Raw genomic sequence first — 25,181 nt, 5'->3', positions numbered from 1 at the left:
GCTCCGATGACATCCCGAGCATTCATCAGTGCGACCAGGTCCACCGCCCGGCGCGGCGCACTCATCACGGGGGCCGCCCTCGCGGTCGGCGCACTCGCAGTCCTCACGGGCTGCTCCGGCGGCGGGACACCCGCAGCGACGGCCGACCCGGACGAAGAGGTCACGCTCAACTTCGCGTGGTGGGGCGACGCCAGTCGCGCCGAGCGGTACGAGGCGGCGATCGATCTCTTCGAAGAGAAGAACCCGAACATCACGATCCAGACCAGCTACGCGGGCTTCGGCGACTACTGGACGGCGCGCAACACCGAGGCCGCGAGCCGGACCCTCCCGGACGTGTTCCAGATGGATCTCGCCTACCTCGCCGAATACGGCGGGTTCGGCCACGTGCTCGCCCTCGACGACTACCTGGGTGACGCCATCGCGACCGACGGCATTGAGCCGTCGCTGGTCGAGGCCGGTGCCGTGGACGACCGGATCTTCGGTCTGGCATCGTCCAGCAGCACGCTCGCGACCCTGTACAACGGACCTCTGCTCGAACAGCTCGGTGTGGACGTGCCGGACGGGCCGTTGACGTGGGACGAGTACGACGAGTTCCTCGCGGACGTCTCCGCCGCGGGTGCCGCGAACGACCCGGTGGTGTACGGCTCGCTGGACTACACCCAGTACTTCTGGCTGTTCCAGATCTGGCTCGGGCAGCAGGGCCTGTCCCTCATCGACGACGGTGAGCTCGGCTTCGAGCAGAGCGACCTCGCGGACTGGTGGTCGCGCAGCGCGCCGCTGCACGAGTCCGCGGCCGCCATGCCCGCCGAACGGCAGTCGCAGCTCGAGGGTGTCGACGCGCTCGGCGCAGGTGAGATCGCCAGCGACGTGAGCTGGGCCAATTTCCTCGCACGCTTCAGCGAAGGTCCCGCCGCTCCGGAGCTCTCGCTCGCCATCCCGCCGTACGATGACGCGGACAACACCGGGATGTTCCTCAAGCCCGGCCTGATGCTCTCGATCGGCGCCAACAGCGACCACCCCGCGCAGGCGGCCGCGTTCATCGACTTCCTGGTGAACGACCCCGAAGTGGGCGCGATCTTCGGCATGTCGCGTGGCGTCCCGGCCTCCGCGACCGCGGCGGCCGGCATCGAGGCGAATGAGCTCGACCAGAAGATCCTCGCCTACCAGGAGTCGGTCGCCGATCAGCTCGACGGCCAGGCGCCGCCCGCCGTGCAGGGACTCGGAACCCTCGAGCAGACTTTCGTGGCCATCAGCCAGGACGTCGCCTACGGCGCGGCCACGCCGGACGAAGCCGCCGAGCGGTGGTTCGCCGAGGCCGGCAACGCACTGAAGTGATCACGACGCGGGCGGCGTGCAGCGATGCACGCCGCCCGCCGCATCCGGGAGAGGCACTGCCATGACCGCTGAAACACTCGCCCCGCCGGCGCCGCCGGAGGAGCGGCTCGCGCCTCCCGCGCCGCGCCGCCCGAGGCGCCGCTGGGAGGACATCCGCGCAGGATACGTCTTCCTCGCGCCCTGGCTGATCGGCTTCGTGCTGCTCACGGCCGGACCGATGGTCGCGTCGCTGTACCTCGCGTTCACCGACTACAACCTCTTCAGCCCGCCCCAGTGGATCGGCTTCGACAACTTCGTGCGGCTGTGGAGCGACCCGGACTACCTCCAGGCGTGGAAGGTCACCGCCGTCTACGTGCTCGTCGGCACGCCGCTCAAGCTCGCCGCCGCGCTCGGGGTGGCCCTCATCCTCAACGCCGCGTTCCGCGGCAGCGGCTTCTACCGCTCGGTGTTCTACCTGCCGTCGCTCGTCGGCGCGTCGGTGTCGATCGCGGTGGTGTGGAAGGCGATGTTCATCGACGACGGCCCGGTGGACAGCATCCAGCAGTTCTTCGGATTCCCCGCCGGCGGCTGGGTCGGCGACCCCGACAAGACCATGCCGATGCTGATCCTGCTCGCCGTCTGGCAGTTCGGTGCGCCGATGGTGATCTTCCTCGCAGGTCTGAAGCAGGTGCCTCACGAGCTGTACGAAGCGGCCTCCGTCGACGGCGCCGGCCCGATCCGCAAGTTCCGCGCGATCACGATCCCGATGCTGTCGCCGGTCATCTTCTTCAACCTGCTCCTCGAGACGATCAACGCCTTCCAGGTGTTCGCATCGGCGTTCATCATCTCGGGCGGCACCGGGGGACCGGCGCGGTCGACGCTCTTCTACACGCTGTACCTCTACTTCCGGGGGTTCCGGGACTTCCAGATGGGGTACGCGTCAGCCATGGCCTGGGTCCTCGTGCTCGTGATCGCCTTCATCACGGTGATCTTCTTCCGCAGCTCGAAATTCTGGGTCCACTACGCAGGAGACGAAGGACGATGAGCGCCACACAACTGCTTGTGACCGCCGACCGCCGCAAGGCCCGCCGGCCGCGGCGCCGCTGGACAGGGAAGGAGATCGTCTTCCACGTCGTGGTGCTCGCCCTCCTCGTCGTGATCCTCTACCCCGTCGCCTGGATGCTGCTGTCGACGTTCAAGCCGTCGTCGCAGATCGTCGGCAACGCCCAGCTCCTGCCGCGCGAGGTGACGGTGGAGAACTACGAGAGAGCGCTGAGCGGCATCGGCGGGGTGTCCTTCTGGACCTTCTTCCAGAACTCCACCATCCTGGCGGTTGCATCCGTGATCGGGGTGGTGCTGTCCTCCGCGCTCGCGGCCTACGCGTTCGCGCGCATCAGCTTCCCCGGACGCAACGTCTACTTCGGGATCATGATCGCGACGCTGCTGCTGCCGTTCCACGTCGTGATCATCCCGCAGTACATCATGTTCAATGCGCTCGGACTGGTGAACACCTTCACGCCGCTGCTGCTGGGCAAGTTCCTGGCGACCGAGGCCTTCTTCGTCTTCCTCATGGTGCAGTTCATGCGCGGCCTGCCGCGCGAGCTCGACGAAGCGGCACGCATCGACGGTGCCGGGCACTACCGCACGTTCAGCGCGATCATGCTCCCGCTGCTGAAGCCCGCTCTCGTGACGAGTGCGATCTTCACCTTCATCTGGACGTGGAACGACTTCTTCGGGCCGCTGCTGTACCTCAAGGACCCCGACCTGTACACGCTGCCGATCGCGCTGCGGCTCTTCGTCGACCAGAGCTCGTCGGCGGACTACGGCGCGCAGATGGCCATGGCCGTGCTCGCCCTGATCCCCGTGTTCCTCTTCTTCCTCATCTTCCAGAGGTATCTCGTCGACGGTGTCGCGACCCAGGGCCTGAAGGGCTGACGACGATGACGCACGTGAACACGATCCCCCGCGCCGAGCGCCCGCAGCCGTCGCGACCGGCGCCGCAGCGGATCGCGCGGATGCTGTCGAGCCGCGGGCTGGCACTCTTCTCGGAGACGATCGTCGTCAGCCTCGCGGTGGCGGTCCTCGCCATACCCGCCGTGACGGCTCTTCCTGCCATGGCGGCCGGCGCGGCGCACTTCCGTCGGCACGTCGACGGCGAATCGGATTCGCTCCCCGAACTGGGACGAGACTTCGTGAGGGCGTTGCGCACCGGCTGGCTGTGGGGCGCGGGCACCGCGGTCGGCTTCGGGGCCATCACCCTGACGCTCACGACGGCGGCCCTGGATGGGATGCCCGGGGCCGGGCTGTTCCGGGCGGCCTCGGGCATCATCGGGGTGACGGCGGCGGTCGTGCTCCTGCGCGCAGCCGGACGCTGGATCCCCTCCGCCCGCTGGAGCCCGCTGATCCGGGAGGCGGCCGAGGAGTCCGCGCGGGATATCGCAGGCTCGCTGCTGCTGCTCCTGGCGCTCGCGCTGAGCGCCCTGATCGTGTGGATGTTCGCACCGCTCGTCGTGCTCGTCCCGGGGATGCTGGTGCTCGCGACTCGGGCGGTCGCGGCTCGATCCCGCTGATGGCCGCCGGCATGCCCGTCGCGACGGAGGCGACGCTCGAAGACGTCGCGCGCGCGGCGGGCGTGTCGCAGTCGACCGCGTCGCGCGTGCTGAACGGCTCGACTCGGCGCGTGAGACCCGAGAACGAGCGTCTGGTGCGGGACGCGGCGCTGCGGCTCGGGTACGCGGTCGACCTCCGGGCGCAGGCGACGGCGCGCCGCCTGTCTGACACCGTGGCCATCGTGGTGGAGTCACTCCTCGACACCGTCGTGATGGATGTGGCCACACGCATCCATCGGTCTGCGCAACGCGACGGGTGCGCCGCGACCGTCAACGTCTGCGCCCTCGACGACGAGCGGGCGGCCGACGACATCCTCCGGCTCCGCGGGCAGCGCCCCCGATCGATCTTCGTCGTGATGCCCGCCGGAGGAGTGCTGCACCCCGCGGTGATGCGAGAGCTCGCGCGCTATGGAGAGCACGGCGGCACGACGGTGATCGTCGAGCGCGCCGACGCGCGCGCGGCCGATCGTCCGGGCTGAACGTTTTTGTCCGATTGATCAGCGCGCCCGATCTTCCGGCCTAGTTTCGGTGGCGGTCGGGGCCAGCGACGGCTCCGCGGATTCATCGAGGAGTCATCGCCATGGAGATCAGTCGTCGAACGCTGCTGCAGTCGACGGTCGCGGCCGGAGCCGCCGCGGCCCTCGCATCCCCTTCCACCGCTCACGCGGCACCCGCCGTCCGAGGCGCCTTCGGTCAGTCCGTCGCGCAGGCGCTGACCGGGCACGGCCCGATCTCGCTGCGCTGGCTCGAAGGCGCGACACCGGCCCAGCTCGTTGCGGGGACGACGTGGGGCGTTCCGTGGCCGCGGGGCGCGCTCAGCCCGGACCAGACCTTCGCGCTGCTCACCGACTCGGGAGAATCCGTCCCCGTCCAGAGCTGGCCGACGGGGTGGTGGCCGGACGGATCGGTGAAATGGACGGCCCACGCGGCGAGCGGGGCATCCGGCCGTGCGGGCGGCTACTCGCTGCAGGCGGGCACGCCCGCCGCACCGGCATCCGCCATATCGGTCTCCGACAATCCGGGGCGCGTCGTCGTCGACACCGGCGTCATCCGGGTCGAGTTCCCGAAGAACGGGGCGAACCTCGTCTCGTCGATCCGCCGGGGCGACACGGTGATCGCCGAGGAGGGCAGGCTCGTCGCCTCCCGGCAGGACAAGCCCGACTCCGATGGGGCCGAGAAGGTCGCCCGCGAGCAGTTCCGGAGCCAGGTGTCGCGGGTCGAGGTCGAGCAGCGCGGTCCCGTGCGCGCGGTCGTGCGGGTCACCGGCACGCACAAGAAGGGCAACCGCAACTGGCTGCCGTTCGACGTGCGGTTCTACCTGTATGCCGGGTCGGACGGGGTGAGGGTCGTCCACAGCTTCGTCTTCGACGGCGATGAGACGGCCGACTTCATCACGGGTATCGGATTCTCGTTCTCGGTCCCGCTGTCGGCGCAGCTGCACGACCGGCACGTCCGGTTCGCGGGGGAGGGCGCCGGTGTGCTGGGCGAGGCCGTGCGAGGCATCACGGGGCTCCGTCGCGACCCCGGTGCGGCTGCGCGCGCGGCCCAGATCGCGGGCACGTGGACACCGGATCCTGCGACGTGGGACCAGCGCGTGACCTCGCGGCTGCAGTGGATCCCGGCGTGGGGCGACTACAGCCTCAGCCAGCTCACGGCTCACGGGTTCGAGATCCGCAAGCGCACGTCGGCGGGGCACTCGTGGATCCGCGTCGACGCGGGCCGGCGGGCGCGCGGGCTCGCGTATGTCGGCAGCCCCGGCGGCGGCCTGGCGTTCGGGATGCGCAACTTCTGGCAGCTGCACCCCACCGAGCTCGAGATCTCCGGTGCGGCGACCGACAGGGCGACGGCGACGGCATGGATGTGGTCGCCGAGGGCCGGCGCCATGGACCTGCGCTTCTATCACGACGGCCTGGGACAGGACACCTACGCCAAGCAGCTCGACGCGCTCGAGATCACCTACGAGGACTACGAGCCGGGCTTCGGCTCGCCCTACGGCGTGGCCCGCACCACCGAGCTGAGCTTCTGGGCGCTCGGCGCAACGCCCACCGCAGCGGACTTCAGCGCCCTCGCCGACGCGAACGCGACGCCGCCGCTGCTCGTCAGCACCCCGGAGCACAACCACTCCACCGGGGTGTTCGGCTCGTGGGCGCCCGTCGACCGGTCGAACGTCGCGAAGATCGCGATCGAGGACAAGCTCGCCTTCATGCACCAGCACTACGTGAACCAGGTGGACCAGCGGTCCTGGTACGGGTTCTGGGACTACGGCGACGTCATGCACGAGTTCGACCGCGACCGTCATGTCTGGCGGTACGACATCGGCGGCTACGCGTGGGACAACTCCGAGCTCAGCACCGACATGTGGCTCTGGTACCACTACCTGCGGACCGGGGATGCCGCCGCATTCCGCTTCGCCGAAGCGATGACGCGGCACACCGGCGAAGTCGACGTCTACCACCTAGGCAAGTACCGCGACCTCGGAACGCGCCACGGCATCATGCACTGGGCCGACAGCGCGAAGCAGCAGCGGATCAGCAATGCCGGCTACCGCCGCTTCTACTACTTCCTCACCGCGGACGAGCGGGTCGGCGACCTGATGCACGACCTGGTCGACGCCGACAAGACGTTCCTCGTCCTCGACCCCGCCCGCAAGATCCGCACCGACGAGTACACGCCGCAGCCCGACGCCCTCGGCGTCTCGAACACGACCGACTGGGGCGCGCTCGCCCTCGCGTGGCTCGCCGAATGGGAGCGCAACGGCGACCCCATCGCGCAGACCAAGCTCATCAACGGCGCCAAGACGATCGCCGCGATGCCGAACGGCTGGGCACAGGGCGGAACCCTCCGCTACAACCTCGCCGACGGCTCGTACGGCGAGGAGACCCAGCGCACCGTCGAAGTCGGCTCGCTCGACTCCGTGTTCGGCCTCATCGAGCTCATGACCGAGCTCATCGACCTCATCGACGACCCGAAGGTCACCGAGCAGTGGGTGAACTACTGCCGCCTCTACAACGGCACGTCCGCCGAACAGGCCGCCGTGACGGGTGTGTCGTGGGGGAGTCAGAACCTGCGCCAGGCGTACTCGCGCGCCACCGCGTACGCCGCGTCCCGCCTCGGCGACGCGGCACTCGCAAAGCGGGCATGGAGGGAGTTCCGCACCGGCCACGCCGGCTACCCCGAGGGTCTCGCATTCACCGCGACCCACATCGAAGGCCCTGTCGTCCTCAACCCCGTCGACGAGGCCCCGTTCAGCACCAACGCCAGCGCCCAGTACGGACTCGCCGCCATCCAGTGCCTGGCGCTGGTCGGCGACCACATCTGATCAGGAGGTCTCCGAAATGCTCGCGAACATCGGCGGCTGGCACCTCATCCTGCTGCTGGCAGTCCTGCTCCTCCTCTTCGGAGCGGCGCGCCTGCCCGCGCTCGCCAAGGGCGTCGGCCAATCCGTGCGCATCCTCAAGCGGGAGACGAAAGAGGCTGAGCCCACCTCCGCAGGCAAGCCGACCGCAGACGACCCCGGTGGTCGCTGAGATCCGCCGCAGCCGGGGAGCACCTCCGCACCCGATGCGTCCGCGTCAGGTCAGCCGATCATGAAGACTTGGGTCGAGCCCTCTCGAAATCCGAGCCCGGCGTAGAACCCGAACGCCGGCATGTCGCGGTCGGTGATCAGCGTGAGAGCCGCGATTCCTTCCGCCGTCGCTCGATCGCGGAGGGCCGCCATGAGCGCGCGGCCGACTCCCTGGCGCTGCGACGCATGGAAGTCCACGGCACCGACCACGCCGGCCGGCGCGACGGCGACCAGGGTGGTCGAGCGCGGCATGGCGCGGAACTCCCCGAGGTACCGCGCGGCGGGTTACATCCCTTCGCACCGCGACGGCGCTGCGGCGTGACGGTATCGTGACGGCAACCGATTCTGCCCGCCAGCGGACGAAGGGGGTCGCAGTGACGGGAGCGATCCCTCCACGAGACGAAGTGCGTTCCGCCCAGCGGGCGGAACGCAACGCGTTGTGGATCAGCATCTGGGCGACGGTGGTGATCGCTGTCGGCGCCCTGGTGCTCGGTGTCGCCACGGGGACGCGGATCATCGTGTTCGACGGGGCGTACATGACCATCGGCCTCGTGCTGTCCGTGGCTTCCTTGCGCGCCGCCGTCATGGTGGGCGCGGGCCCGGACAGACGGTATCCCTTCGGCCGGGACGCCCTCACGCCTCTCGTTGTCACCATTCAGGGACTCGCCATCGCCGGCACGCTGATCTACGCCGTGGGGGATGCGATCGTCCTCATCGGTTCTGGTGGATCTCCGGTCGATCCGATCGTAATCGCCGTCTACGGCGCTGCAACCGCCCTCGCGGGGTTCGCGATCGCGATCCTCCTCAAACGGCGGGCACCGACATCGGATCTGGTGGCCGCCGAGTGCGCCCAATGGCGTGCGGGAGCCGTGCTGAGTGCCGTGATGCTCGCGGGAGCCGTCGCCGCGGCTGCCCTGGTCGCGGCAGGTCTGGAATCCGTCGCGAACTATGTCGATCCGGTCCTGGTCCTCGTCGCGTGCGCCGTGCTGGCATACATTCCCGTGCAGCTGATCGCGGCGGGTCTGAATGAGCTCCTCGAAGGCGCACCGTCCCGCGATCTGACAGGGCGCATCCACGAGGCCGTCGACCTCGTTCGCGCGGACTTCGGACTCGGTGAGCCGCTGGTCCGGGCCGGCAAGGTGGGTCGGAAGCTCTACGTCGAGGTCGACTTCACCGTGGACGGGGCGGCGTGGGATGTCGCGGCGGAGGACGAGGTTCGGCGTGCGATCGAACGAGCACTGAGCACGCTGGGCATGGACGTCTGGGCGTACGTGTCGCTGACAGCCGACCCCACTCTGTTCGAATAGGACCCGCCGCGGCGCGTGCACCGGGTCGTCAGCGCGCGTCGCGTTTCGCCTGCCGCCGCGCACCCTGCGCCTGACTCGACGCGTCGCGCTTGGCACCGCCTGTCGTCTTCTGGTGCTCCTTCATCCGCCCGGACGACACTCCTTCGGCAGTGGGGGCGGTGGACTCCGGGCCCGACCATTTTCCGGCGCGGGCACGCGCGAGGCGTTCATCCTTGAGCGCTTCGGCTTCCTCGTGCGCGACACGCGCCAGCTCCGCACTCACCACGGCGAGCGCCTCCTCGAACACGTACGCGCGAGCCCTGGCCTTATCAGACCCGGCGGCCGCCGTGCCGCGCCCGCCCGCCGCGGCGACCTTCTCGGCGGCACCCCGACGGTAGTTGGTGGTGTGCTTGTTGCGAGCACGGCGAACCCTCTTGTGCAGCGCGAGAAGCCCATCCTCATCCAGCTGCGAGATGCGGTCCGGCTCCAGCTCACGGATGAGATCGAGTTCCTTGTCCTTGAGAACCCACAGGTACTGTTCCATGGGCTCATCCTGCACCACGGACGGCAGAAGCAGTCCAGGTTCACGTCGAGAACAGGCGCGTCAGGAGGCAATTCCCCCGGTCGCATCGATCGCATGCGCGTGTTGGCATCCGTCGGCGATTCGGCCCTAATCTGACAACATGCGGGCGAGCGAGCTGGGCATCGATGACATCGGCGCAGCGGTGGAGACCGGGGCGGTGCCGCCTGGCGATCGGATCGATGAGCTTCTGGACGCGGCATATCATCGCGCGCTCACGCACGTCGAGGGAACGGTCGCGGACTACATCCCGATCCTCGCCGCGGCCGACCCCGAGGGATTCGGGATCTGCGTCGTCGACGTCGACGGCGGCGGCCACGAGGTCGGCGACACCCGGCACGCGTTCTCGATCCAGTCGATCTCGAAGGCATTCGTCTACGCGCTGCTGTGCGACGCGGTCGGCCATGAGGCGGTGTTCGACCTGGTGGGCGTGAACAACACCGGCCTCGCCTTCAATTCGGTCGTCGCGATCGAGCTGAACGACGGGCATCCGATGAACCCGATGGTCAACGCGGGAGCGCTCGCCACCACCGCTCTCATGCCCGGCAACACGGCAGAGGAGAAATGGGATGCCGTACGCACCGGGTTGTCGCGCTTCGCCGGCCGCGAGCTCGCGGTCGACGAGGAGGTCTACCGCTCCGAGGCCGCCACGAATCACCGCAACCGGGCGATCGCGCAGCTGCTGGAGAGCTACGGCCGGATCCGGACAGACCCGCTGGATGTCGTCGACGTCTACACGAGGCAGTGCGCGCTGCTGGTGGACGCCCACGACCTGGCGGTCATGGCTGCGACGTTGGCGGACGGCGGCGTGAACCCGGTGACCGGGGATCAGGTCGTCTCGGCCGACGTCTGTCGCGACACGCTGGCGATGCTGACGGCGAGCGGCCTGTACGAGCGCTCGGGGGAGTGGCTGTTCGAGATCGGTCTTCCCGGAAAGTCCGGCGTCGCCGGTGGACTCATCACCGTCGCCCCCGGAAAGGTCGGGATCGGCAGTTACGCGCCTCGCCTGGACTCCGCAGGCAACAGCGTTCGCGGACAGGTCGCGACCGCGTACCTCTCCCGCGCGCTCGGCCTGAACATCTTCGCGTCCGACTCCCACTACTCCGGAAGGACCCACGAATGACCGCTCCCACGACCGAGGCCACCGGCATCCGGCGTGCTTCCTGGGTCCCGATGATCGGGTTGTTCCTCGCTCAGATCCTGATGTCGTACAACGTCTCGGCGCTGCCGGTGTCACTGGGCGGCATGGTGGACACGTTCGGGGTGCCACCCACCGACGTGAGCACGGCGATCGTGACGTATGGACTGGTCGTCGCGGCGCTGGTGATGGTCGGCGCGAAGATCGGGCAGCGGGTCGGCTGGGTGCTGATGTTCCGCATCGTGATCGCGCTGTTCGCCGCCTCGGCAGTGCTGATGATCGCGGCCCCGACCGTCGGGTTCGTGATCCTCGCGCAGGCGCTGGCCGGGGCATCCGCTGCGATCATCGTCCCCTCGCTGGTCGCCCTCATCGCGGAGAACTATCACGGCGCCCAGCAGGCGACCGCGATCGGATCGCTCGGTTCGGCGCGCGCTCTCGCGGGCGTCAGCGCGTTCCTGATCGGCGGGACGCTGGCGACCCTGGTGGGGTGGCGGCAGGTCTTCGTCGTCGTGCTGCTGCTCGCAATCGCGGTGTTCGTGCTCAGCTTCCGGCTGCGCGGCGAACCAGGCAACCCCGGGATCAAGATCGACCTCGTCGCCGCCGCGCTCATCGGCCTCGGCATCGTGGCGCTCACGCTCGGCGTGAACAACCTGAACCGCTGGGGCATCCTGATGGCGCGCCCGGATGCGCCCTTCGACATCCTCGGCCTCTCGCCTGCACCGCTGCTGATCCTGATCGGCCTGGTGCTGGTGCAGCTGTTCTTCCTCTGGACCCGACGACGCACCGCGGCGGGCAAGGTCCCCCTCGTCAGCCTGTCGGTCTTCGGATCATCCCGGGAGCGCGCCGCGGTCTATGCGATGTTCATCGTCGTCGGGATGGAGGCGGCGCTGAACTTCACGATCCCGCTCTACATCCAGATCGTCCAGGGGCGCACACCGTTCGACACGTCGCTTGCGATGCTCCCGTTCAACCTCACCGTGTTCTTCACCGCGATGCTGGTCGTCCGCTTCTACCGCCGGTTCCCGCCCCGCACGATCGGCATGTTCTCCTTCGGGCTGACCACCGTCGCGCTGATCTGGCTGGCCTTCGTCGTCACGAACAACTGGGAGACGCTGCCCACGATCCTGGGACTGTTCGTCTTCGGCGTCGGCCAGGGAGCGCTCGTGACCCTCGTGTTCAACGTGCTCGTCACGGCGTCCCCGAAAGAGCTCGCCGGCGACGTCGGCTCCGTTCGCGGCACGACGCAGAACCTCGCGTCGGCGGTGGGGACCGCGGTGGCCGGGGCGCTGCTGGTGGGAATCCTCAGCGTCAATGTCATCTCCTCTCTCGCCGAGCACCCCGAGCTGTCACCCGAGCTCGTGTCGCAGATCGATCTCGACCGCGTCAACTTCGTCAGCAACGACCAGTTGAAGAGTGTGCTCGACGAGCAGACGGATGCCTCGCCGGCCGAGGTGGATGCGGCCGTCGCGCTGAACGAGGAAGCCCGCCTGAGCGCCCTCAAGCTGGGGCTGCTGATCCTTTCCGGCGTGAGCGCGTTCGCCATCGTGCCCGCCAGCCGACTTCCCCGCTACCTGCCCGGCGAGATCCCCGAGTCCGTGGCCACCGGTCGCGAACCGGTCACCTGACGCAGCCGATGGCGGGTGGCGCCCGTCACGGGTGGACGCGCACGCTGCGTCCTTCGAAGCTGACGACGTCGCCGACCTGGAGCTGCCGCCCGCGGCGGCGATCCACTTCGCCGTTGACGAGGACGAAGCCGTCGATGATGGCCTCTTTCACCTCGCCGCCGGAGTCGAAGAGGCCGGCGAACTTCAGGAACTGCCCGAGGCGAATGCTCTCGCCGCCGATCGGGACGTCATCGATCGGCGCCGGATTCGTCATCCCCGAATGTTAGCCGACGGATGCATGTCGGGCGGTCGAGATCGCTCGGCGTCGACCCCGCGAAGCGCCTACGCGCCCTCCTTCGACGAGGCCTTGTAGCGGTCAGGCTCCGGAGTTCGTGCGAACCACCGCCCCGTGATCTGCGTCGGCACGATGCGCACCCACCGGTACTTGAGGGTGGGGATCCAAGGGCGGAGCCCGAGCGCGTCGGCCTCGTCGATCTCGCGCTGCAGTTCGAGCCGCTCTGCTACGCCTTTGACGATCACGCTCGAGGCGTACGTGTCGTCGTACTCGTCGACCTCGAACGCGACCCGAGGGTGCTGCGACAGTTCCGCGAGCTTGGAGCCGGGAGCGGTGCGGAACAGCACCCGGGGTCCGTCGATCACGTAGTTCACGGGGAAGATGTCAGGATCGCCGTCCGCATCCAGGGCGAGATGGCCCAGCTCGCCGCGAGCGAGCATGTTCCAGCATTGCTCTTCGCTGAGTGTCACGACCGCATCGTTCGTGTCTTCCATGGCGCCATCTCCGTCGATACTCGTCCGCCGCAGCACGACCCTTCTGCGCACACCTTAGTTCTTCCCGGCGCAAAGCGGACCGGGTCCCTGTGACGGCGATGATGCCCCTGAATCGGACGCCACGGACGGGATGACGGATGCTGCGGGGCACGGCATCCGTGTCTTCCCTTTAGTCTTCTCACCATGGGCGCGACGGCGAATGCCTATCTGACCGGGTTCGGCCGGTACCTGCCGGGAGAGCCGGTCGACAACGACGGCATCGCGGCGCGCCTCGGCGGTGACGACGCGGTCACCCAGCGCATCCGGCGGCGCATCCTCGACTCGAACGGGATCCGGCAGCGGCACTACGCGCTCGACGAGCAGGGCGAGCCGACCGAGCTCAACGAGGAGCTCGCGGTGAAGGCCCTCCGCGCGGCGTTCGACGATCGAGGCATCGACGCCCACGACATCCGCATGCTGGCGTGCGCGACCACGATGGGCGACGTGCTCGTTCCCGGGTTCGCGTCGATGGTGCACGGGCGACTCGGCGGCGGGCCGATGCAGCTGCTGTCGGCATCCGGGGTGTGCGCGTCCAGCCTCGTGGCGCTCGATGCGGTCGTCAGCAAGATCCGGCTCGGCGATCACCCGCGCGCGGCCGTGGTCGGCTCGGAGCTCGCGAGCCGGAGCCTCCGGCAGCGCCGCTACGAAGGCATCCGTGCCGGGATGGACGCCCACTTCCTTCGCTGGATGCTCTCGGACGGAGCCGGTGCGGTCGTCGTCGAGTTCCAGCCCCACCCGAGCAAGCCGTCGCTGCGGGTCGACTGGGTGCGGCACGTCTCGCTCGCTCACGAGCAGGACGTGTGCATGCGAGCAGGCATGGTCGGCGCCGAGCCGGTGGTCGGCGGAACCTGGCAGGACGTCGGCATCGCCGAGGGGGACGCGGCCGGCATGTTCCTGCTGCGGCAGAACGTGAGCATGCTCGACGACCTCGCGGATGCCGGCATCCGGCAGTTCGAGGAACTCGTCGACATCGGGCTCGTCGACGTGCGCCACCTCGACCACGTCGTGTGCCACTACAGCACGAACATGTTCCGCGACGTCGCGTTCGAGGCGCTGCGGCGTCGCATCCCGACGCTCGACACCGATCGGTGGTTCTCGAATCTCGAGACCCGCGGCAACACGGGCTCGGCGAGCATCTTCATCGCACTCGAAGAGGCATGGCACACGGGGCGCTTCGCGCCGGGGGAGACCGTTCTTCTCGCCGTGCCCGAGTCGGGCCGGTTCTCGTTCGCCTTCGCCCATCTCACCGTGGTCGCGCCGCGCGACCAGCAAGGAGCACCGACATGAGCACCACCACGACCGTCTCCGCCGAGACCACCCCGGGTGGCACCGAGACGCTGTTCGAGCGGCTCGCTGGCGTCTGGGTCGAACTCGAGGAGCGTCTGGATCAGGTGCCCGTCCTCGCGCGCCTCGCCGACGGGACGGTAACGCTCGAGGACTACCGACGTCTGCTGTTCAACCTGCGTCAGCAGGTGGTCGACGGGTCGCCCTGGATCTCGCGGGCGGCGTCCAGCTTCGACATCGAGCATTTCGAGCTGCGCGCGGCCGCGATCCGCCATGCCGAGGAGGAGCACCGGGACTACCTGATGCTCGAGCGCGACTACGTCGCGATCGGCGGCTCGCTCGAGGAGCTCCGCCGCGGACGCAAGAACATCGGGTCCGAGGCCCTGTCGGCTTACATGTTCCACTATGCGGGTCAGCCGAACCCCGTCGGGCTGCTGGGCGCGATGTTCATCATCGAGGGCCTGGGCGCGAAGCGCGCGGCGGGATGGGCGGCGCGGTTCCAGGAGGTGCTCGGTCTCGCCGACAGCCAGGTGCATTTCATGCGCTATCACCAGGATGCCGACGCCGCGCACACCGGGGACATGGAGGCGATCCTGACCTCCGGCATCATCGACGACCGCGATGCCGACGACATCGTCCGCTGCGCGCAGGTGGTGGCGCGCCTGTACGCGCTGCAGCTCGAGGAACTGGACCGCTGACGTGGCGGCGCCGCGACCGAGCATGCCGGAGTTCGTGCGCTCCGACCCGAGCATGTGGGAGGCGGTGTACGCGGATCCCTCGGTGCCGCTGGACCGTGCGCTGGTGCGTCAGATCATCAACGACCAGCGACGCCTGTCTCGGCGCTGGCTCTACCCGATCGCGCGGATCGTCTCCCGCGTGCTCGTCGCGGTGATCTCGATCGTGAAGCGCGTGCTGCCCTTCCGATGGATGCCGCTGAGCACGATGGATGCGCTGTGCGTCTGGTTCCTTCGGCGCTTCGTCTCGCCGGGCGCGGTCGAGCTGCTGATCCGGCACTTCGTGGTCGAGACGAACCTGGTGAACTTCATCATCCGCAACACCGCGGTCGACATGGCACCGGTGACCCTCCGGCCGGAGACCCTCGCAGGGCTGGGCGACTCGGCCGTCGTCGAGCACGACGTGAATGTGTACGACGTCCTGATCGCCCTCGACGGTGTTCCGCTCACGCGGCCGCAGACGCTCGACTTCGCGCAGCTCGACATCCCGGCCCTCGACGCCGAACGCCGGCGCCGACGCTACCTTCGGCTCGACATCCAGACCGCGCTGTGCTTCATGAACATCCCCTTCTCGATGGCGCTCACCGTGGAGGAGTACCGGCGGGCGGTGCACTCGATCCGGTTCGACGACTCGTTCCTCGAGATCCTCGCCCTCGTCACCGGCGACGACACGTTCCGCCACTGGAAGCTCGCCGGCATGAGCCTGTGGATGGACTCGAACGTCGACGTTCCGCGCATGGTCTACCGGCACGCGCTCGTGTGCGAGTACGCCCACGCCCAGCTCGTGAAGCTTGCCGGCGGCATCTACCCGCGCGACACCGCGATCGAGCTCGATTGACCCGGCGAGATCAGACGACGTCGCGTGCCGGCTCGAACCGGTCCACGAGCGCCTGCACGACCGCCGCGACGTAGTCGCGGTCGAGCGGCTCACCCTCCCACGCCTGGTGCATCGGGAAGGCCTCTACGAGCGCGTCGAGAGCGCGGGCGGTCGGCTCGGTGAAGTGCAGGCCGAGGCTCGCGCGGCTCACGAGCAGCCAGTCGCGGCAGAGGTCGTGCACCTTCGCGTCGTAGTTGCCGAACGAGTACATCTCGAAGAGCGCGCGCACCTCGTCGGTCGTCGCGTACGACCCGCAGATCAGGTCGACCACCGCCGCGCATGCCTCATCGCGGGACTGCGCGCTCTCGAGACTGGCGCGGTACTGCTGCGCCATGCGGGCCGCCAGCGAGGCGAACGCCTGCTCGAGGATGTCGGACAATCCGTCGAAGTAGTAGGTGAGGGAGCCGAGTGGCACCCCCGCCCGTGCAGCGATGACGCGGTGGCTGGTCTGGTGCACACCGCGCTCGCCGATCACCTCGAGCGCCGCCGCGACGATCCGCTCGCGTCGGTCCGGGTCGTTGGCGCCGCGTGCGACCATCCGAAACCTCATCTCGTCGCGATCAACAGTTGTGTACGATAGTACAGATCGCTTGTGTACGATCGTACATACTTAAAGGATGCCGATGCCCACGTCTCTCCGCGCGCGCCGTCTCGCCCTCGCGACGCTCTTCTTCGTCCCGGGCGTCGCGATCGCGTCGTGGGTGACGCGCACTCCCGACATCCGTGATCTGCTCGGGGCATCGACCGCCGAGATGGGGCTGGTGCTGTTCGGCCTCTCGCTCGGCTCGATGATCGGCATCCTCTCCTCCGGGGCACTCGTCGCGCGGCTGGGCGCGCGCCCGGTGATCGCCGTCGGCGCCGCCGGAATCGTGCTCAGCATGCCCCTCATCGGCATCGGCGCAGCCACCGGGGCCCCGTTCGCCGTGGCCGCCGGACTCTTCCTCTTCGGCGCAGGCATGGGCGGCGGCGAGGTGGCGATGAACATCGAGGGTGCGGACGTCGAGCGCGTCACCGAACGCTCCTTCCTGCCGACATTGCACGGATGCTTCAGCCTCGGCACCGTCGTCGGCGCCGTGGTCGGCATCGTGGCCACGGCCGCCGCATTCCCGGTGGTCTGGCACCTCGTGCTCGTCGGGGCGGCGTCGCTGGTCGCCGTCGTGCTGGCGGTGCCCGCGCTGCCGCCCCACACCGGTCGCGCATACGGCGGCGAGACGACGACGGTGCGCGAGGACCGTCGCGCGCTCTGGAAGGACTCCCGCCTGCTGCTGATCGGCGTGATCATCCTGGCGATGGCGCTCGCCGAGGGAACCGCCAACGACTGGCTCCCGCTGGTGATGGTCGACGGCCACGGGTTCGATCCCGCCCTCGGCTCGACGATCTACGCCGTCTTCGCGGCCGCGATGACGATCGGCCGCTTCGCCGGCGGCTGGTTCATCGAGCGGTTCGGCCGCCCGGCCGTGCTCTGCGCCAGCGGCGTCTTCGCCGCCGTCGGCCTCGCGCTCGTGATCTTCGTGGACAGCCAGGTCGTGGCCGCCGCCGCGGTGCTGCTGTGGGGACTGGGCGCCTCGCTCGGGTTCCCGGTCGCGATCAGCGCGGCCGGCGACTCAGGGCCGGACTCGGCGGCACGCGTGTCGCTCGTGGCGACGGCCGGCTACGTCGCCTTCCTCGTCGGACCGCCCGCGCTGGGCTTCGTCGGGGACGAGTACGGATTGCGCGCCGCACTCCTGATCCCGCTCGTGTTCGTCGTCATCGCCGCGATGGTCGCGCCGCTCATCGGGGGGAGGCGCGCCGCGCCGGTCCTGGTCGAGGAGGCCTGAGGATCAGGAGCCCGCGGCGGCGACCAGGACCTTGAGGCGCTCGTACTCCTCCGTCATCCCCGGGTTCGCGAGGCGCGGGTCATCCGGCCGGCGCGCGGCGACCACATCGTCGAGGTAGCGGCGATCCGCGTCGAGGCGCCGGACAGCGTCGGAGCCGGGCGTGCCGTGGCCCGGGATCACGACGTCGGCCTGGGTGGCGAGCGGTGCGAGCAGGTCGAGCGCCGCGAGGTACGCCGGCAGGTCGTCGGGGTCGAACGGGAGCGGCAGCTCGAGGTCGCTGAGCATGTCGCCGGCGATCAGCATCCGCTGTTCGCGCAGCCACACGGCGGTGTGTCCGGGAGCGTGGCCGTCGTGCACCACCAGCTCGGGGGCGAAGCCTCGAGGAACGGACGAGGGCGGGATCTCAGCATCCGTGCCGTCCACACGACCCATCAGCTGCACCAGCTCGGCCGGGAAATCGGCTCCGAGTGCGGCGACGAGAGCCTCCCGCTCATCGCGCGCGAGCGCCGCCGTCGCCTCCGACGCCGAGCGGGGCGCGGAGCCGAAGCGCGGGTGCCACAGCAGGTGGTCGTGGTGGGCGTGCGTGGCGAAGCCGCCGATGACGCGGAGACCGCGCGCGTCGAGCTCATCGGCGATGGCGTCCAGCTCGTCGGGCATCCACGCCGGATCGACGAGCAGTGCCTCGCCGTCGCGGCACAGCACGGTCGAGGTCGTCGACATCACGCGGCTCGTGGCGACGAGCACTCCTTCGGCGACCTCGATCATCGCGGCCACTCTAACCGACCCCGCTCCCGCCCTGGCGCGTTAGCATCGCACCGACGGAACGCGAGCGACGAGAGGCAGGCGCATGAGCCTGAGCGAGATCGACCCCACCGTGCCGCCCTCGGGTGAGGGCTGCGCCGACTGCGACGACGTGGGCGGATGGTGGGTGCACCTGCGGCGCTGCGCGGTATGCGGCGATGTGCGGTGCTGCGACACCTCGCCCGCGCAGCACGCGACGGCGCACTTCCGCGCGACCGGTCACCGGTACGTCCGCAGCTTCGAGCCGGGCGAGGAATGGTTCTGGGACTACGTCGGCGAGGACTACGTCGACGGGCCACGGCTCTCTCCGCCCGAGTCGCGGCCCGCCACGCAGCCGTCGCCGGGGCCGGAAGGCCGTGTCCCGGCCGACTGGCGCGAGCTGATCCACCGCTGAGGAAGGGACTGCGATGGGCAACGCGAAGATGACGCAGCGCGAGTTCGAGCGCATGATGAAGCCCGCGCTCACCGACGCCCAGTGGGAGCGCCTGCTGTCGTTCGGTGAGCCGCACGACGTCGAGGCGGGCGAATACCTGTTCGAGGCCGGCGACCTGGACTACGACCTGATCCTCGTCGACACGGGTGAGCTCGAGATCGTCCGCGTCGCCTTCGGCTGGGTGGGGGAGACCCACGTGGGCACGATGGGTCCGCGCAGCTTCGTCGGCGAACTCGGCCTGCTCAACGGGCAGGGCGCGTTCCTGTCGGCACGGGCGACGAAGGCAGGACGGATGCTGCGGGTCAGCCGTGAACGGCTTCGCGTGCTGATGGCGGAGGACGACGAGCTGTGCGACATCATCCTCCACGCGCTGTGGGCGCGTCGCGAGATCCTCCGCACCGGTCCCGCTGCGCTGACCCTCAAGCTCGTCGGACCCCGATCGTCGCGCGATTTCCTGGCGCTGCGGCGCTTCGCGGAGCGGGTCGATCTCGTGCACACGGCGATCGAGCTGGCTCCGGGCGACCTCTGGACGCTCGGCGAGCATGGCATCGGCCTCGACGACCTGCCGGTCGCCTTCATCCAAGGTGAGGCGATGAAGAACGCGACGCCCGGCATGGTCGCCGAACGGCTCGGACTGAGCTATCAGGGCCGCGCCGACGAGGTGGTCGACCTGGTCGTCGTCGGCGGCGGACCCGCCGGGCTCGCCGCCGCGATCTACGGCGCCTCCGAAGGGCTGAGCACCGTGCTGCTGGATGCTGTGGCCCCCGGTGGGCAGGCGGCGGCGACGTCGCGCATCGAGAACTTCCTGGGCTTCCCGTTCGGCGTGAGCGGTGGCGACCTCATCGGCCAGGCGTCGCTCCAGGCGCTCAAGTTCGGGGTGCGGGTCTATGCGCCCTGCGAGGCGGCGGACCTCCGCCCGGCGGGGAGGGACCTCGACGTCACCCTCACCGACGGTCGCGTCATCCGCGCGCGCACGGCGATCGTGACCTCCGGAGCCGCATACCGAACGCTCGACCTCGAGCGCTGGAACGAGTTCGAGGGTGCCGGCATCTACTACGCCGCGACGCCGCTCGAGCTCCGGCAGGTGTTCGAGTCGCCGGTGGTCGTCGTCGGTGGGGCGAACTCCGCAGGACAGGCGTCGTTGTATCTCGCCGCGAACGGGTGCCCCGTGCACCTCGTGGTGCGCGGTTCCGACCTCGGCAGCCGCATGTCGTCGTACCTCGTGGACCGGCTGCTCGAAGACCCGCGGATCGACGTGCACACCGGGTCCCGCGTCACGGCGCTCGGCGGCGGGTCGGCCCTGGAGAGCGTGAGCATCGACTCGATCGGCGACGTCGCGGCCCGTGGCCTGTTCTGCTTCATCGGCGCCGAGCCGGCGACCTCCTGGCTGGCTGAGCTCGACCGCGACGCCGACGGGTTCCTCCGCACCGGCACGGACGTCTCGGTGCAGTCGCTGGAGCGCTGGCAGGGGATGGGTCGCGAACCGCTGCCGTTCGAGACGTCCGTACCTCGCATCTTCGCCGCCGGCGACGTGCGCCGCGGCTCGATGAAGCGCGTCGCCGCGGCAGTGGGCGAGGGCTCCAGTGCGGTGGCATCCGTCCACCGCGCGCTCGCCGACATCCGCTGACGCCGGCGGGAGGGGTTCTCGCGGTACCTGGCACACCGGGGTCTCCCGCGAGCAGGCTGTCGGGAGTGAGATGGAGGATGCCGCGGGCGAGCGCTCTGCGACGCGAGGAGGAACCATGCACACCAGACAGCTCGGCCAGGGCCTCGAGGTCTCGGCGATCGGCATCGGCGCCATGGGGATGTCGATGAGCTACGGCCCGAACCCCGGCGACCGCGACGACATGATCGGCGTGCTGCGCTACGCGGTGGATCAAGGGGTCACGTTCATCGACACCGCTGAGGTGTACGGCCCGTACGACAACGAAGTGCTCGTCGGCGAAGCCATCGCCCCGATCCGCGACCGTGTGGTGGTCGCGACGAAGTTCGGCTGGGACATCGTCGACGGCAAGATGGTCGGGACGGACTCGCGCCCTGAGCAGATCCGGCGGGTCGCGGACGCGTCGCTCCAGCGCCTCGGCGTCGATGCGATCGACCTGTTCTACCAGCACCGCGTCGATCCCGCGGTGCCCGTCGAGGACGTCGCCGGCGCGGTCGGCGAGCTCGTCGCGGCGGGCAAGGTGAAGCACTTCGGGCTCTCCGAGGCGGGAGCCGCGACCATTCGTCGCGCGCACGCCGTCTTCCCCGTGACGGCCGTTCAGAGCGAGTACTCGCTGTGGACCCGCGACCCCGAGGCCGAGGTGCTGCCGACGTGCATCGAGCTCGGCATCGGATTCGTGCCGTTCAGCCCGCTGGGCAAGGGGTTCCTCACGGGCACGGTGACAGCAGACGCCACGTTCGGCGCGGGCGAGATCCGCGGCCGTGTCCCGCGGTTCCAGCCCGAAAACCTCCGCGCGAACCAGGCCGTCGTCGACGGCGTGCGCGACGTCGCTGTCGCACGCGAGGCGACGCCCGGCCAGGTGGCCCTCGCGTGGCTGCTGTCGAGGCATCCGTCGATCGTCCCGATCCCGGGAACCCGCCGTCGGGAGCGCGTCGACGAGAACGCCGGCTCGACCGCCGTCGCGCTGTCGGCCGATGACATCGCGACGCTCGACGCGCTCGCCGCGGTCGTGGCGGGCAACCGCTACGACGACGCCGGCATGGCGATGGTCGGGCTCTGAGAAGGGAGCGCACGATGAGCACGAGCAGGCAGCCGCAGGCCGCGACGGTCAAGGGACCCGCCGAGTGGTTCAGCGGCGACGTCTACTTCAACGCGTACTACCGCGGTGAGGAGCCGTCGCGCACACGCTTGAATCTGGTGCGGTTCACGCCCGGCGCACACACGGCCTGGCACCGGCACGCGGTGGGGCAGACGCTTCATGTGACGGAGGGCGTGGGCTGGGTGCAGACGCGCGGCGAGGAGCTGATCGAGCTGCGCCCCGGCGACACCGTGTACACGCCGGCGGGCGAGTGGCACTGGCACGGCGCCGCCGTCGACCAGTTCATGTGCCACCTCGCTCTCTGGGAGGCGCCCGCCCCCGACGCCGCCGAGCCTGAGACGCAGTGGGGCGACAAGCTCACCGAGGCCGAGTACCCCTCGGGAGGCGCGTCGTGACCGCCTGGGATGCGATGGAGCTGCGCCGCATCGGCGCGGCCACCGAGCTGCGCATCTCGTCGCGGCGGCCCGACGGGACGCTGCGCCCCGCCGTCACGATCTGGCACGCAGCCGTCGGCGATGCCCTCTACATCCGGTCGGCGCACGGCCCCGAGAACGGATGGTTCCGCCGAGCGCTGCGTTCGGGCACCGGCCGTGTGACGGCGGCCGGCGTCTCGAAGGACGTGACCTTCGAGCCGGCCGACGAGGCGGTGGCGCCCGCCGTCGACGCCGCCCTGCACGCGAAGTACGACCGCTACGGGCCTGGTCCCGTCGGCGCGATCACAGGAACGGATGCTGCGAGCACGACCCTGCTCGTGATGCCGGCCTGATCGCGGGTCGAAGCGGCCGCGCCCTCGCGGCGGCGCCGAACCCCGCGTCGGCGGTGGCCCTTGCTCAGCGAGCAGCGGCCGCGGTGGCGGACGCGTCGTAGGCCGCGAACTCCGCGGACTGAGTGGCCGCCCACGAGGCCAGGAGCTTGAGCGCATCGGCCGAGGCGGAGTTCGCCGGGGCGGTGTACACGTTCAGCACGAGTCCGGGTTCGCTGGGCAGGTCCATCGACTCGTAGTTCAGCTCGAGGTCGCCGACCACGGGGTGGTGGAGACGCTTGAGGCCGCTGCGGTGGAACTTCACGTCGCGCGAGGCCCAGCGGTCGCGGAACAGCTCGCTCTGCGTCGACAGCTCGCCGACGAGGCGGATGAGGTCGGGGTCGTGCGGGTTGCGCCCCGCCTCCATGCGCAGCATCGCCGCGGAATCATGCGTGATCTGGTCGTAGTCCCGCCAGAACTGGCGGGCCGCGGGGTTCAGGTACGCGAACCGCGTCGTGTTCACGGGACGTCTGGGATCGTCGAACACGGGGGAGTAGAGGGCGCGGGCGAGCAGGTTCGCCGCGAGGATGTCGTGGCGGCCGTTGCGCACCCAGGCCGGAGCCTCGGTGAATGCGTCCAGCACCTGCTGGACGGCCGGTCTGACCGTCGCCGACGGGCGGCGAGCGGGCTTGCGCCCGGGGCCGGCGGCGCGCGCGAGGTCGAACAGATACTCGCGCTCGGCCTCGTCGAGCTGCAGCGTGCGGGCGACGGCGTCGAGCACGCCCTCCGACGCGCCGGCGAGATTGCCGCGCTCCAGGCGCACGTAGTAGTCGACGGAGACTCCCGACAGCATCGCCACTTCTTCGCGGCGGAGGCCGGCGACCCGGCGGTTGCCGCCGAACGCGGGCAGCCCCGCCTGCTCCGGAGTGAGCCGGGCGCGGCGGGAGCTCAGGAACTCCTTGACTTCGGCGCGGATGTCAGCCATGACTCCACGCTACGTCGCAGGATGCCGCGGTGACAGGCTCTGCGAGTGCCCGTCAGGGCGCCTGTGCGGGGTCACCTGCCGCCGCGGGCGTCGGGGCGTCGGGGCGTCGTCCGGTCAGCCGAAGCCGTTCGAGACCTGCACCGTGATCACCTGGTCGAAGCCCAGGGTGGTGCCGGCCGGTGGGTTCGTCGAGACGACGGTGTTGCCTGTCTGGTCGGACTCGACGTATTCGGCGGCGATGTTGACGAACCCGGCCTCGCGGAGCGTGTTGAAGGCGAAGTCGACAGCGGACCCCGTGACGTCGGGCACCGTGCCCTCCGTGGGCACCTCGTCGGGTGGTGTGTCATCCGTCGGCGTGACCCGCGAGTTGCCGGGGGTGCCCGGGATCCACGGCAGATCCACCCCGAACACGTTCTGGACGACGAGAGAGCCGAAGAAGACAACCACACCCACCGCGAGTACGGCGACGACTGCCCAGAGAGCACGGACGGGCCCCGGTGTAGGCGGGGTCGTGCGGCCGCCGCCGGTGGGGGACGGCGGGAGCACGGGCGGTGACGGTGCCGGCGGAGGAACGGGGCGCGGCGGTGTGCCGGAACCGGAGCCGCCGGCGGAACCGGAGCCGCCGCCCGGGGAGAAGTCCTGCGGCGGGGCGGGCTCCGGTGGGGTCGGCGCGGGTGGATCCGCGACCGGGGCGGCGCCGTCGAACAGACGGGTCTCCTTGCTGCGCAGGAACAGCACCGGGGTGCCGATCTCGGAACTGCTTGCGGCCGCGTCGATCGCGCGGCGCGCCGGCCCGATCGCCGCGTCGATCGAGGCGCCGTTGGCGATGCCCGTGTAGAGGCTCCGGCTGAAGGCGATGGCAGCCGCGTCGGTGATCTCGAACTGCATGCCGACGACCGCCGGAATGTCGAACTCCAGCAGACGCGTCGCGACGCCTGAGAACGGGTCGACGACCGAGGTGCGGGCGCCCTCGCACGAATTGAGCACGACGAGCCGAAGACTTCTCTCGTCCTGGAGCATCGTGCCGAGGCGCTGGCCGCTCACGTCGTCGGCGCGCCCTTGCGCGGTCTCGAGTACGAGGATGCCGGCATCCGTCGCCTCGTCGTATGCCCCGTGTCCGATGTAGTGCAGCACGTGGATGTCGTCGGGCTCGGCGATCCGCTGCTCCAGATCGGCGATCGTCGCGCGGTCCAGCCACGTGAGCTCTGCACGCCCGCGGCTCGTCAGCGGCTCGATCGCCTGCTCGAGATTGCGACGTTCGCGTTCGGAGTCGAGCTCTGCGTAGCCCGCGGGGTGGCTGATGATCCCGAGGATCCGCAGCGGCCCGGTGAGCGGAGGTGGTTTGTGCGCCGACGGGAGATCGAGGGTGCGGACGAGCGGGGTCCGCTCCGACTGGGCGATGAATCGCGGATGCCGGTACATCAGCTCCCACGGAAGCCGCATGAGCTCAGGGGCCCCCGAGAGGCGGAGGGTCAGCCGCATCCCCCGATCGTCTTTCGCATCCGCCCTCGACTGCGCCGCCTGGTAGAGCGAGCCGACGCGGTCGGTCATGACGGCGTCGAACAGTCGGGCCCCGAACGCGCGCATCTCGGCGTCCCGGTCGACGACGGTGCTTCGGCTGCGGACGAGGCCGACCCGCTGCACGAACGCATGAAGCTCCTCGCTCGTGAAGGGAATCGAGAACGTGCCCGTGGCGGCGGGGCCGTCGCTCGATGTGACGACGACGCGGTACGTCCCGTCCTGCTCGGGGTCGAAGCGGAGCTCGAGGTCGTCGAACGACAGTCGCGACGCGCTCATCGTCTCTCCCCGTCGGCGCGGACCC

Annotated in this window: 27 protein-coding genes; 19 read left to right on the top strand and 8 right to left on the bottom strand. The window is 69.8% G+C overall.

Translation table 11 applies throughout. The features are described 5' to 3' along the window. Nucleotides 1-6 precede the first annotated feature (6 nt). The 7 genes from J2Y46_RS01125 (at nt 7) to J2Y46_RS01095 (ending at nt 7,450) form a co-directional block, all read left to right on the top strand. Nucleotides 7-1,335 (top strand): extracellular solute-binding protein, encoded by a 1,329-nt coding sequence (locus J2Y46_RS01125; RefSeq protein WP_310239649.1) that lies wholly within the window; start codon nt 7-9, stop codon nt 1,333-1,335. A 61-nt stretch (nt 1,336-1,396) separates the two neighbouring features. Then, nucleotides 1,397-2,359, top strand: coding sequence for a sugar ABC transporter permease (locus tag J2Y46_RS01120; RefSeq protein WP_310239647.1), 963 nt, complete (start codon nt 1,397-1,399; stop codon nt 2,357-2,359). After that, entirely contained in the window at nt 2,356-3,249 is an 894-nt protein-coding gene (locus tag J2Y46_RS01115; RefSeq protein ID WP_310239645.1) for a carbohydrate ABC transporter permease, read from the top strand. The genes J2Y46_RS01120 and J2Y46_RS01115 overlap by 4 nt, the downstream gene beginning before the upstream one ends. A 5-nt stretch (nt 3,250-3,254) precedes the next feature. Continuing rightward, nucleotides 3,255-3,884, top strand: coding sequence for a hypothetical protein (locus J2Y46_RS01110; RefSeq protein ID WP_310239643.1), 630 nt, complete (start codon nt 3,255-3,257; stop codon nt 3,882-3,884). A gap of 11 nt (nt 3,885-3,895) precedes the next feature. After that, nucleotides 3,896-4,402 (top strand): LacI family DNA-binding transcriptional regulator, encoded by a 507-nt coding sequence (locus J2Y46_RS01105; protein WP_310239641.1) that lies wholly within the window; start codon nt 3,896-3,898, stop codon nt 4,400-4,402. Nucleotides 4,403-4,503: 101 nt separating this feature from the next. Then, complete coding sequence (locus J2Y46_RS01100) at nt 4,504-7,242, top strand: twin-arginine translocation signal domain-containing protein (protein WP_310239639.1); 2,739 nt, start codon at nt 4,504-4,506, stop codon at nt 7,240-7,242. Between the two features lie 16 nt (nt 7,243-7,258). Next, the gene (locus J2Y46_RS01095) at nt 7,259-7,450 is read left to right on the top strand and encodes a twin-arginine translocase TatA/TatE family subunit (protein WP_310239638.1); all 192 of its coding nucleotides are present in this window, start codon (nt 7,259-7,261) and stop codon (nt 7,448-7,450) included. Nucleotides 7,451-7,500: 50 nt separating this feature from the next. Here J2Y46_RS01095 and J2Y46_RS01090 read toward each other — a convergent pair whose 3' ends face one another. After that, the gene (locus tag J2Y46_RS01090; protein ID WP_310239637.1) at nt 7,501-7,740 is read right to left on the bottom strand and encodes a GNAT family N-acetyltransferase; all 240 of its coding nucleotides are present in this window, start codon (nt 7,738-7,740) and stop codon (nt 7,501-7,503) included. 152 nt (nt 7,741-7,892) lie between these two features. Between J2Y46_RS01090 and J2Y46_RS01085 the strand changes: the two genes are divergently transcribed. Further along, a complete protein-coding gene (locus J2Y46_RS01085; protein ID WP_310239635.1) occupies nt 7,893-8,795 on the top strand; it encodes a cation transporter in 903 nt (300 codons plus the stop codon). Nucleotides 8,796-8,823: 28 nt separating this feature from the next. On the opposite strand, the gene J2Y46_RS01080 is transcribed toward J2Y46_RS01085, so the two are convergent. Then, the gene (locus J2Y46_RS01080; RefSeq protein ID WP_310239633.1) at nt 8,824-9,318 is read right to left on the bottom strand and encodes a hypothetical protein; all 495 of its coding nucleotides are present in this window, start codon (nt 9,316-9,318) and stop codon (nt 8,824-8,826) included. Between the two features lie 139 nt (nt 9,319-9,457). Here J2Y46_RS01080 and glsA point away from each other — a divergent pair, with 139 nt between their 5' ends. Together glsA and J2Y46_RS01070 are read left to right on the top strand one after the other, a co-directional pair. Continuing rightward, entirely contained in the window at nt 9,458-10,477 is a 1,020-nt protein-coding gene (gene glsA / locus J2Y46_RS01075; protein WP_310239631.1) for a glutaminase A, read from the top strand. Continuing rightward, a complete protein-coding gene (locus J2Y46_RS01070) occupies nt 10,474-12,117 on the top strand; it encodes an MFS transporter (protein WP_310239629.1) in 1,644 nt (547 codons plus the stop codon). The genes glsA and J2Y46_RS01070 overlap by 4 nt, the downstream gene beginning before the upstream one ends. Before the next feature lie 25 nt (nt 12,118-12,142). Here J2Y46_RS01070 and J2Y46_RS01065 read toward each other — a convergent pair whose 3' ends face one another. Further along, nucleotides 12,143-12,370: an RNA-binding S4 domain-containing protein gene (locus tag J2Y46_RS01065; protein WP_310239627.1), complete on the bottom strand. Its 228-nt coding sequence runs from the start codon at nt 12,368-12,370 to the stop codon at nt 12,143-12,145. A 68-nt stretch (nt 12,371-12,438) separates the two neighbouring features. Then, on the bottom strand, nt 12,439-12,885 hold the full coding sequence (locus J2Y46_RS01060; protein ID WP_310239625.1) for a pyridoxamine 5'-phosphate oxidase family protein: 447 nt from the start codon (nt 12,883-12,885) through the stop codon (nt 12,439-12,441). A gap of 183 nt (nt 12,886-13,068) precedes the next feature. Here J2Y46_RS01060 and J2Y46_RS01055 point away from each other — a divergent pair, with 183 nt between their 5' ends. The 3 genes from J2Y46_RS01055 to J2Y46_RS01045 are packed head-to-tail and all read left to right on the top strand — an operon-like array spanning nt 13,069 to nt 15,780. Then, nucleotides 13,069-14,211 carry a 3-oxoacyl-[acyl-carrier-protein] synthase III C-terminal domain-containing protein gene (locus J2Y46_RS01055; RefSeq protein WP_310239623.1) on the top strand — a complete coding sequence of 381 codons (1,143 nt, stop codon included), beginning with the start codon at nt 13,069-13,071 and terminating at the stop codon, nt 14,209-14,211. Next, entirely contained in the window at nt 14,208-14,906 is a 699-nt protein-coding gene (locus J2Y46_RS01050; protein ID WP_310239621.1) for an iron-containing redox enzyme family protein, read from the top strand. Before J2Y46_RS01055 ends, J2Y46_RS01050 begins: the two co-directional genes overlap by 4 nt. A 22-nt stretch (nt 14,907-14,928) precedes the next feature. Then, nucleotides 14,929-15,780, top strand: a complete 852-nt coding sequence (locus J2Y46_RS01045; protein ID WP_310239619.1) for a DUF6999 family protein — start codon at nt 14,929-14,931, stop codon at nt 15,778-15,780. 10 nt (nt 15,781-15,790) lie between these two features. Here the strand turns inward: J2Y46_RS01045 and J2Y46_RS01040 are convergent, their stop codons facing one another. Next, a complete protein-coding gene (locus J2Y46_RS01040; RefSeq protein ID WP_310239617.1) occupies nt 15,791-16,357 on the bottom strand; it encodes a TetR family transcriptional regulator in 567 nt (188 codons plus the stop codon). A gap of 85 nt (nt 16,358-16,442) precedes the next feature. Between J2Y46_RS01040 and J2Y46_RS01035 the strand changes: the two genes are divergently transcribed. Beyond that, nucleotides 16,443-17,636 (top strand): MFS transporter, encoded by a 1,194-nt coding sequence (locus J2Y46_RS01035; protein ID WP_045297832.1) that lies wholly within the window; start codon nt 16,443-16,445, stop codon nt 17,634-17,636. Between the two features lie 3 nt (nt 17,637-17,639). Here the strand turns inward: J2Y46_RS01035 and J2Y46_RS01030 are convergent, their stop codons facing one another. Next, complete coding sequence (locus tag J2Y46_RS01030) at nt 17,640-18,401, bottom strand: MBL fold metallo-hydrolase (protein ID WP_310239614.1); 762 nt, start codon at nt 18,399-18,401, stop codon at nt 17,640-17,642. A gap of 82 nt (nt 18,402-18,483) precedes the next feature. On the opposite strand from J2Y46_RS01030, the gene J2Y46_RS01025 reads away from it, so the two are divergent. The 5 genes from J2Y46_RS01025 to J2Y46_RS01005 all read left to right on the top strand — a co-directional run bounded on the left by J2Y46_RS01025 (nt 18,484) and on the right by J2Y46_RS01005 (nt 22,398). After that, entirely contained in the window at nt 18,484-18,831 is a 348-nt protein-coding gene (locus J2Y46_RS01025; protein WP_310239612.1) for a UBP-type zinc finger domain-containing protein, read from the top strand. 13 nt (nt 18,832-18,844) lie between these two features. Next, on the top strand, nt 18,845-20,497 hold the full coding sequence (locus J2Y46_RS01020) for an FAD-dependent oxidoreductase (RefSeq protein ID WP_310239610.1): 1,653 nt from the start codon (nt 18,845-18,847) through the stop codon (nt 20,495-20,497). Nucleotides 20,498-20,612: 115 nt separating this feature from the next. After that, entirely contained in the window at nt 20,613-21,593 is a 981-nt protein-coding gene (locus J2Y46_RS01015; protein WP_310239608.1) for an aldo/keto reductase, read from the top strand. A 14-nt stretch (nt 21,594-21,607) separates the two neighbouring features. Then, nucleotides 21,608-22,027, top strand: coding sequence for a cupin domain-containing protein (locus J2Y46_RS01010; RefSeq protein ID WP_310239607.1), 420 nt, complete (start codon nt 21,608-21,610; stop codon nt 22,025-22,027). Further along, complete coding sequence (locus J2Y46_RS01005; RefSeq protein WP_310239605.1) at nt 22,024-22,398, top strand: DUF2255 family protein; 375 nt, start codon at nt 22,024-22,026, stop codon at nt 22,396-22,398. The genes J2Y46_RS01010 and J2Y46_RS01005 overlap by 4 nt, the downstream gene beginning before the upstream one ends. A gap of 64 nt (nt 22,399-22,462) precedes the next feature. Here J2Y46_RS01005 and J2Y46_RS01000 read toward each other — a convergent pair whose 3' ends face one another. Together J2Y46_RS01000 and J2Y46_RS00995 are read right to left on the bottom strand one after the other, a co-directional pair. Further along, nucleotides 22,463-23,359 (bottom strand): helix-turn-helix transcriptional regulator, encoded by an 897-nt coding sequence (locus tag J2Y46_RS01000; RefSeq protein WP_045297828.1) that lies wholly within the window; start codon nt 23,357-23,359, stop codon nt 22,463-22,465. A 114-nt stretch (nt 23,360-23,473) separates the two neighbouring features. Continuing rightward, on the bottom strand, nt 23,474-25,156 hold the full coding sequence (locus tag J2Y46_RS00995; protein WP_310239602.1) for a CHAT domain-containing protein: 1,683 nt from the start codon (nt 25,154-25,156) through the stop codon (nt 23,474-23,476). Nucleotides 25,157-25,181: the final 25 nt, after the last annotated feature.

The sequence above is a fragment of the Microbacterium sp. BE35 genome (assembly GCF_031457705.1).
Classification (GTDB): domain Bacteria; phylum Actinomycetota; class Actinomycetes; order Actinomycetales; family Microbacteriaceae; genus Microbacterium; species Microbacterium trichothecenolyticum.
Note: the sequence above shows the minus strand (reverse complement) of the source record. Positions and strands in the feature narration are given on the sequence as shown.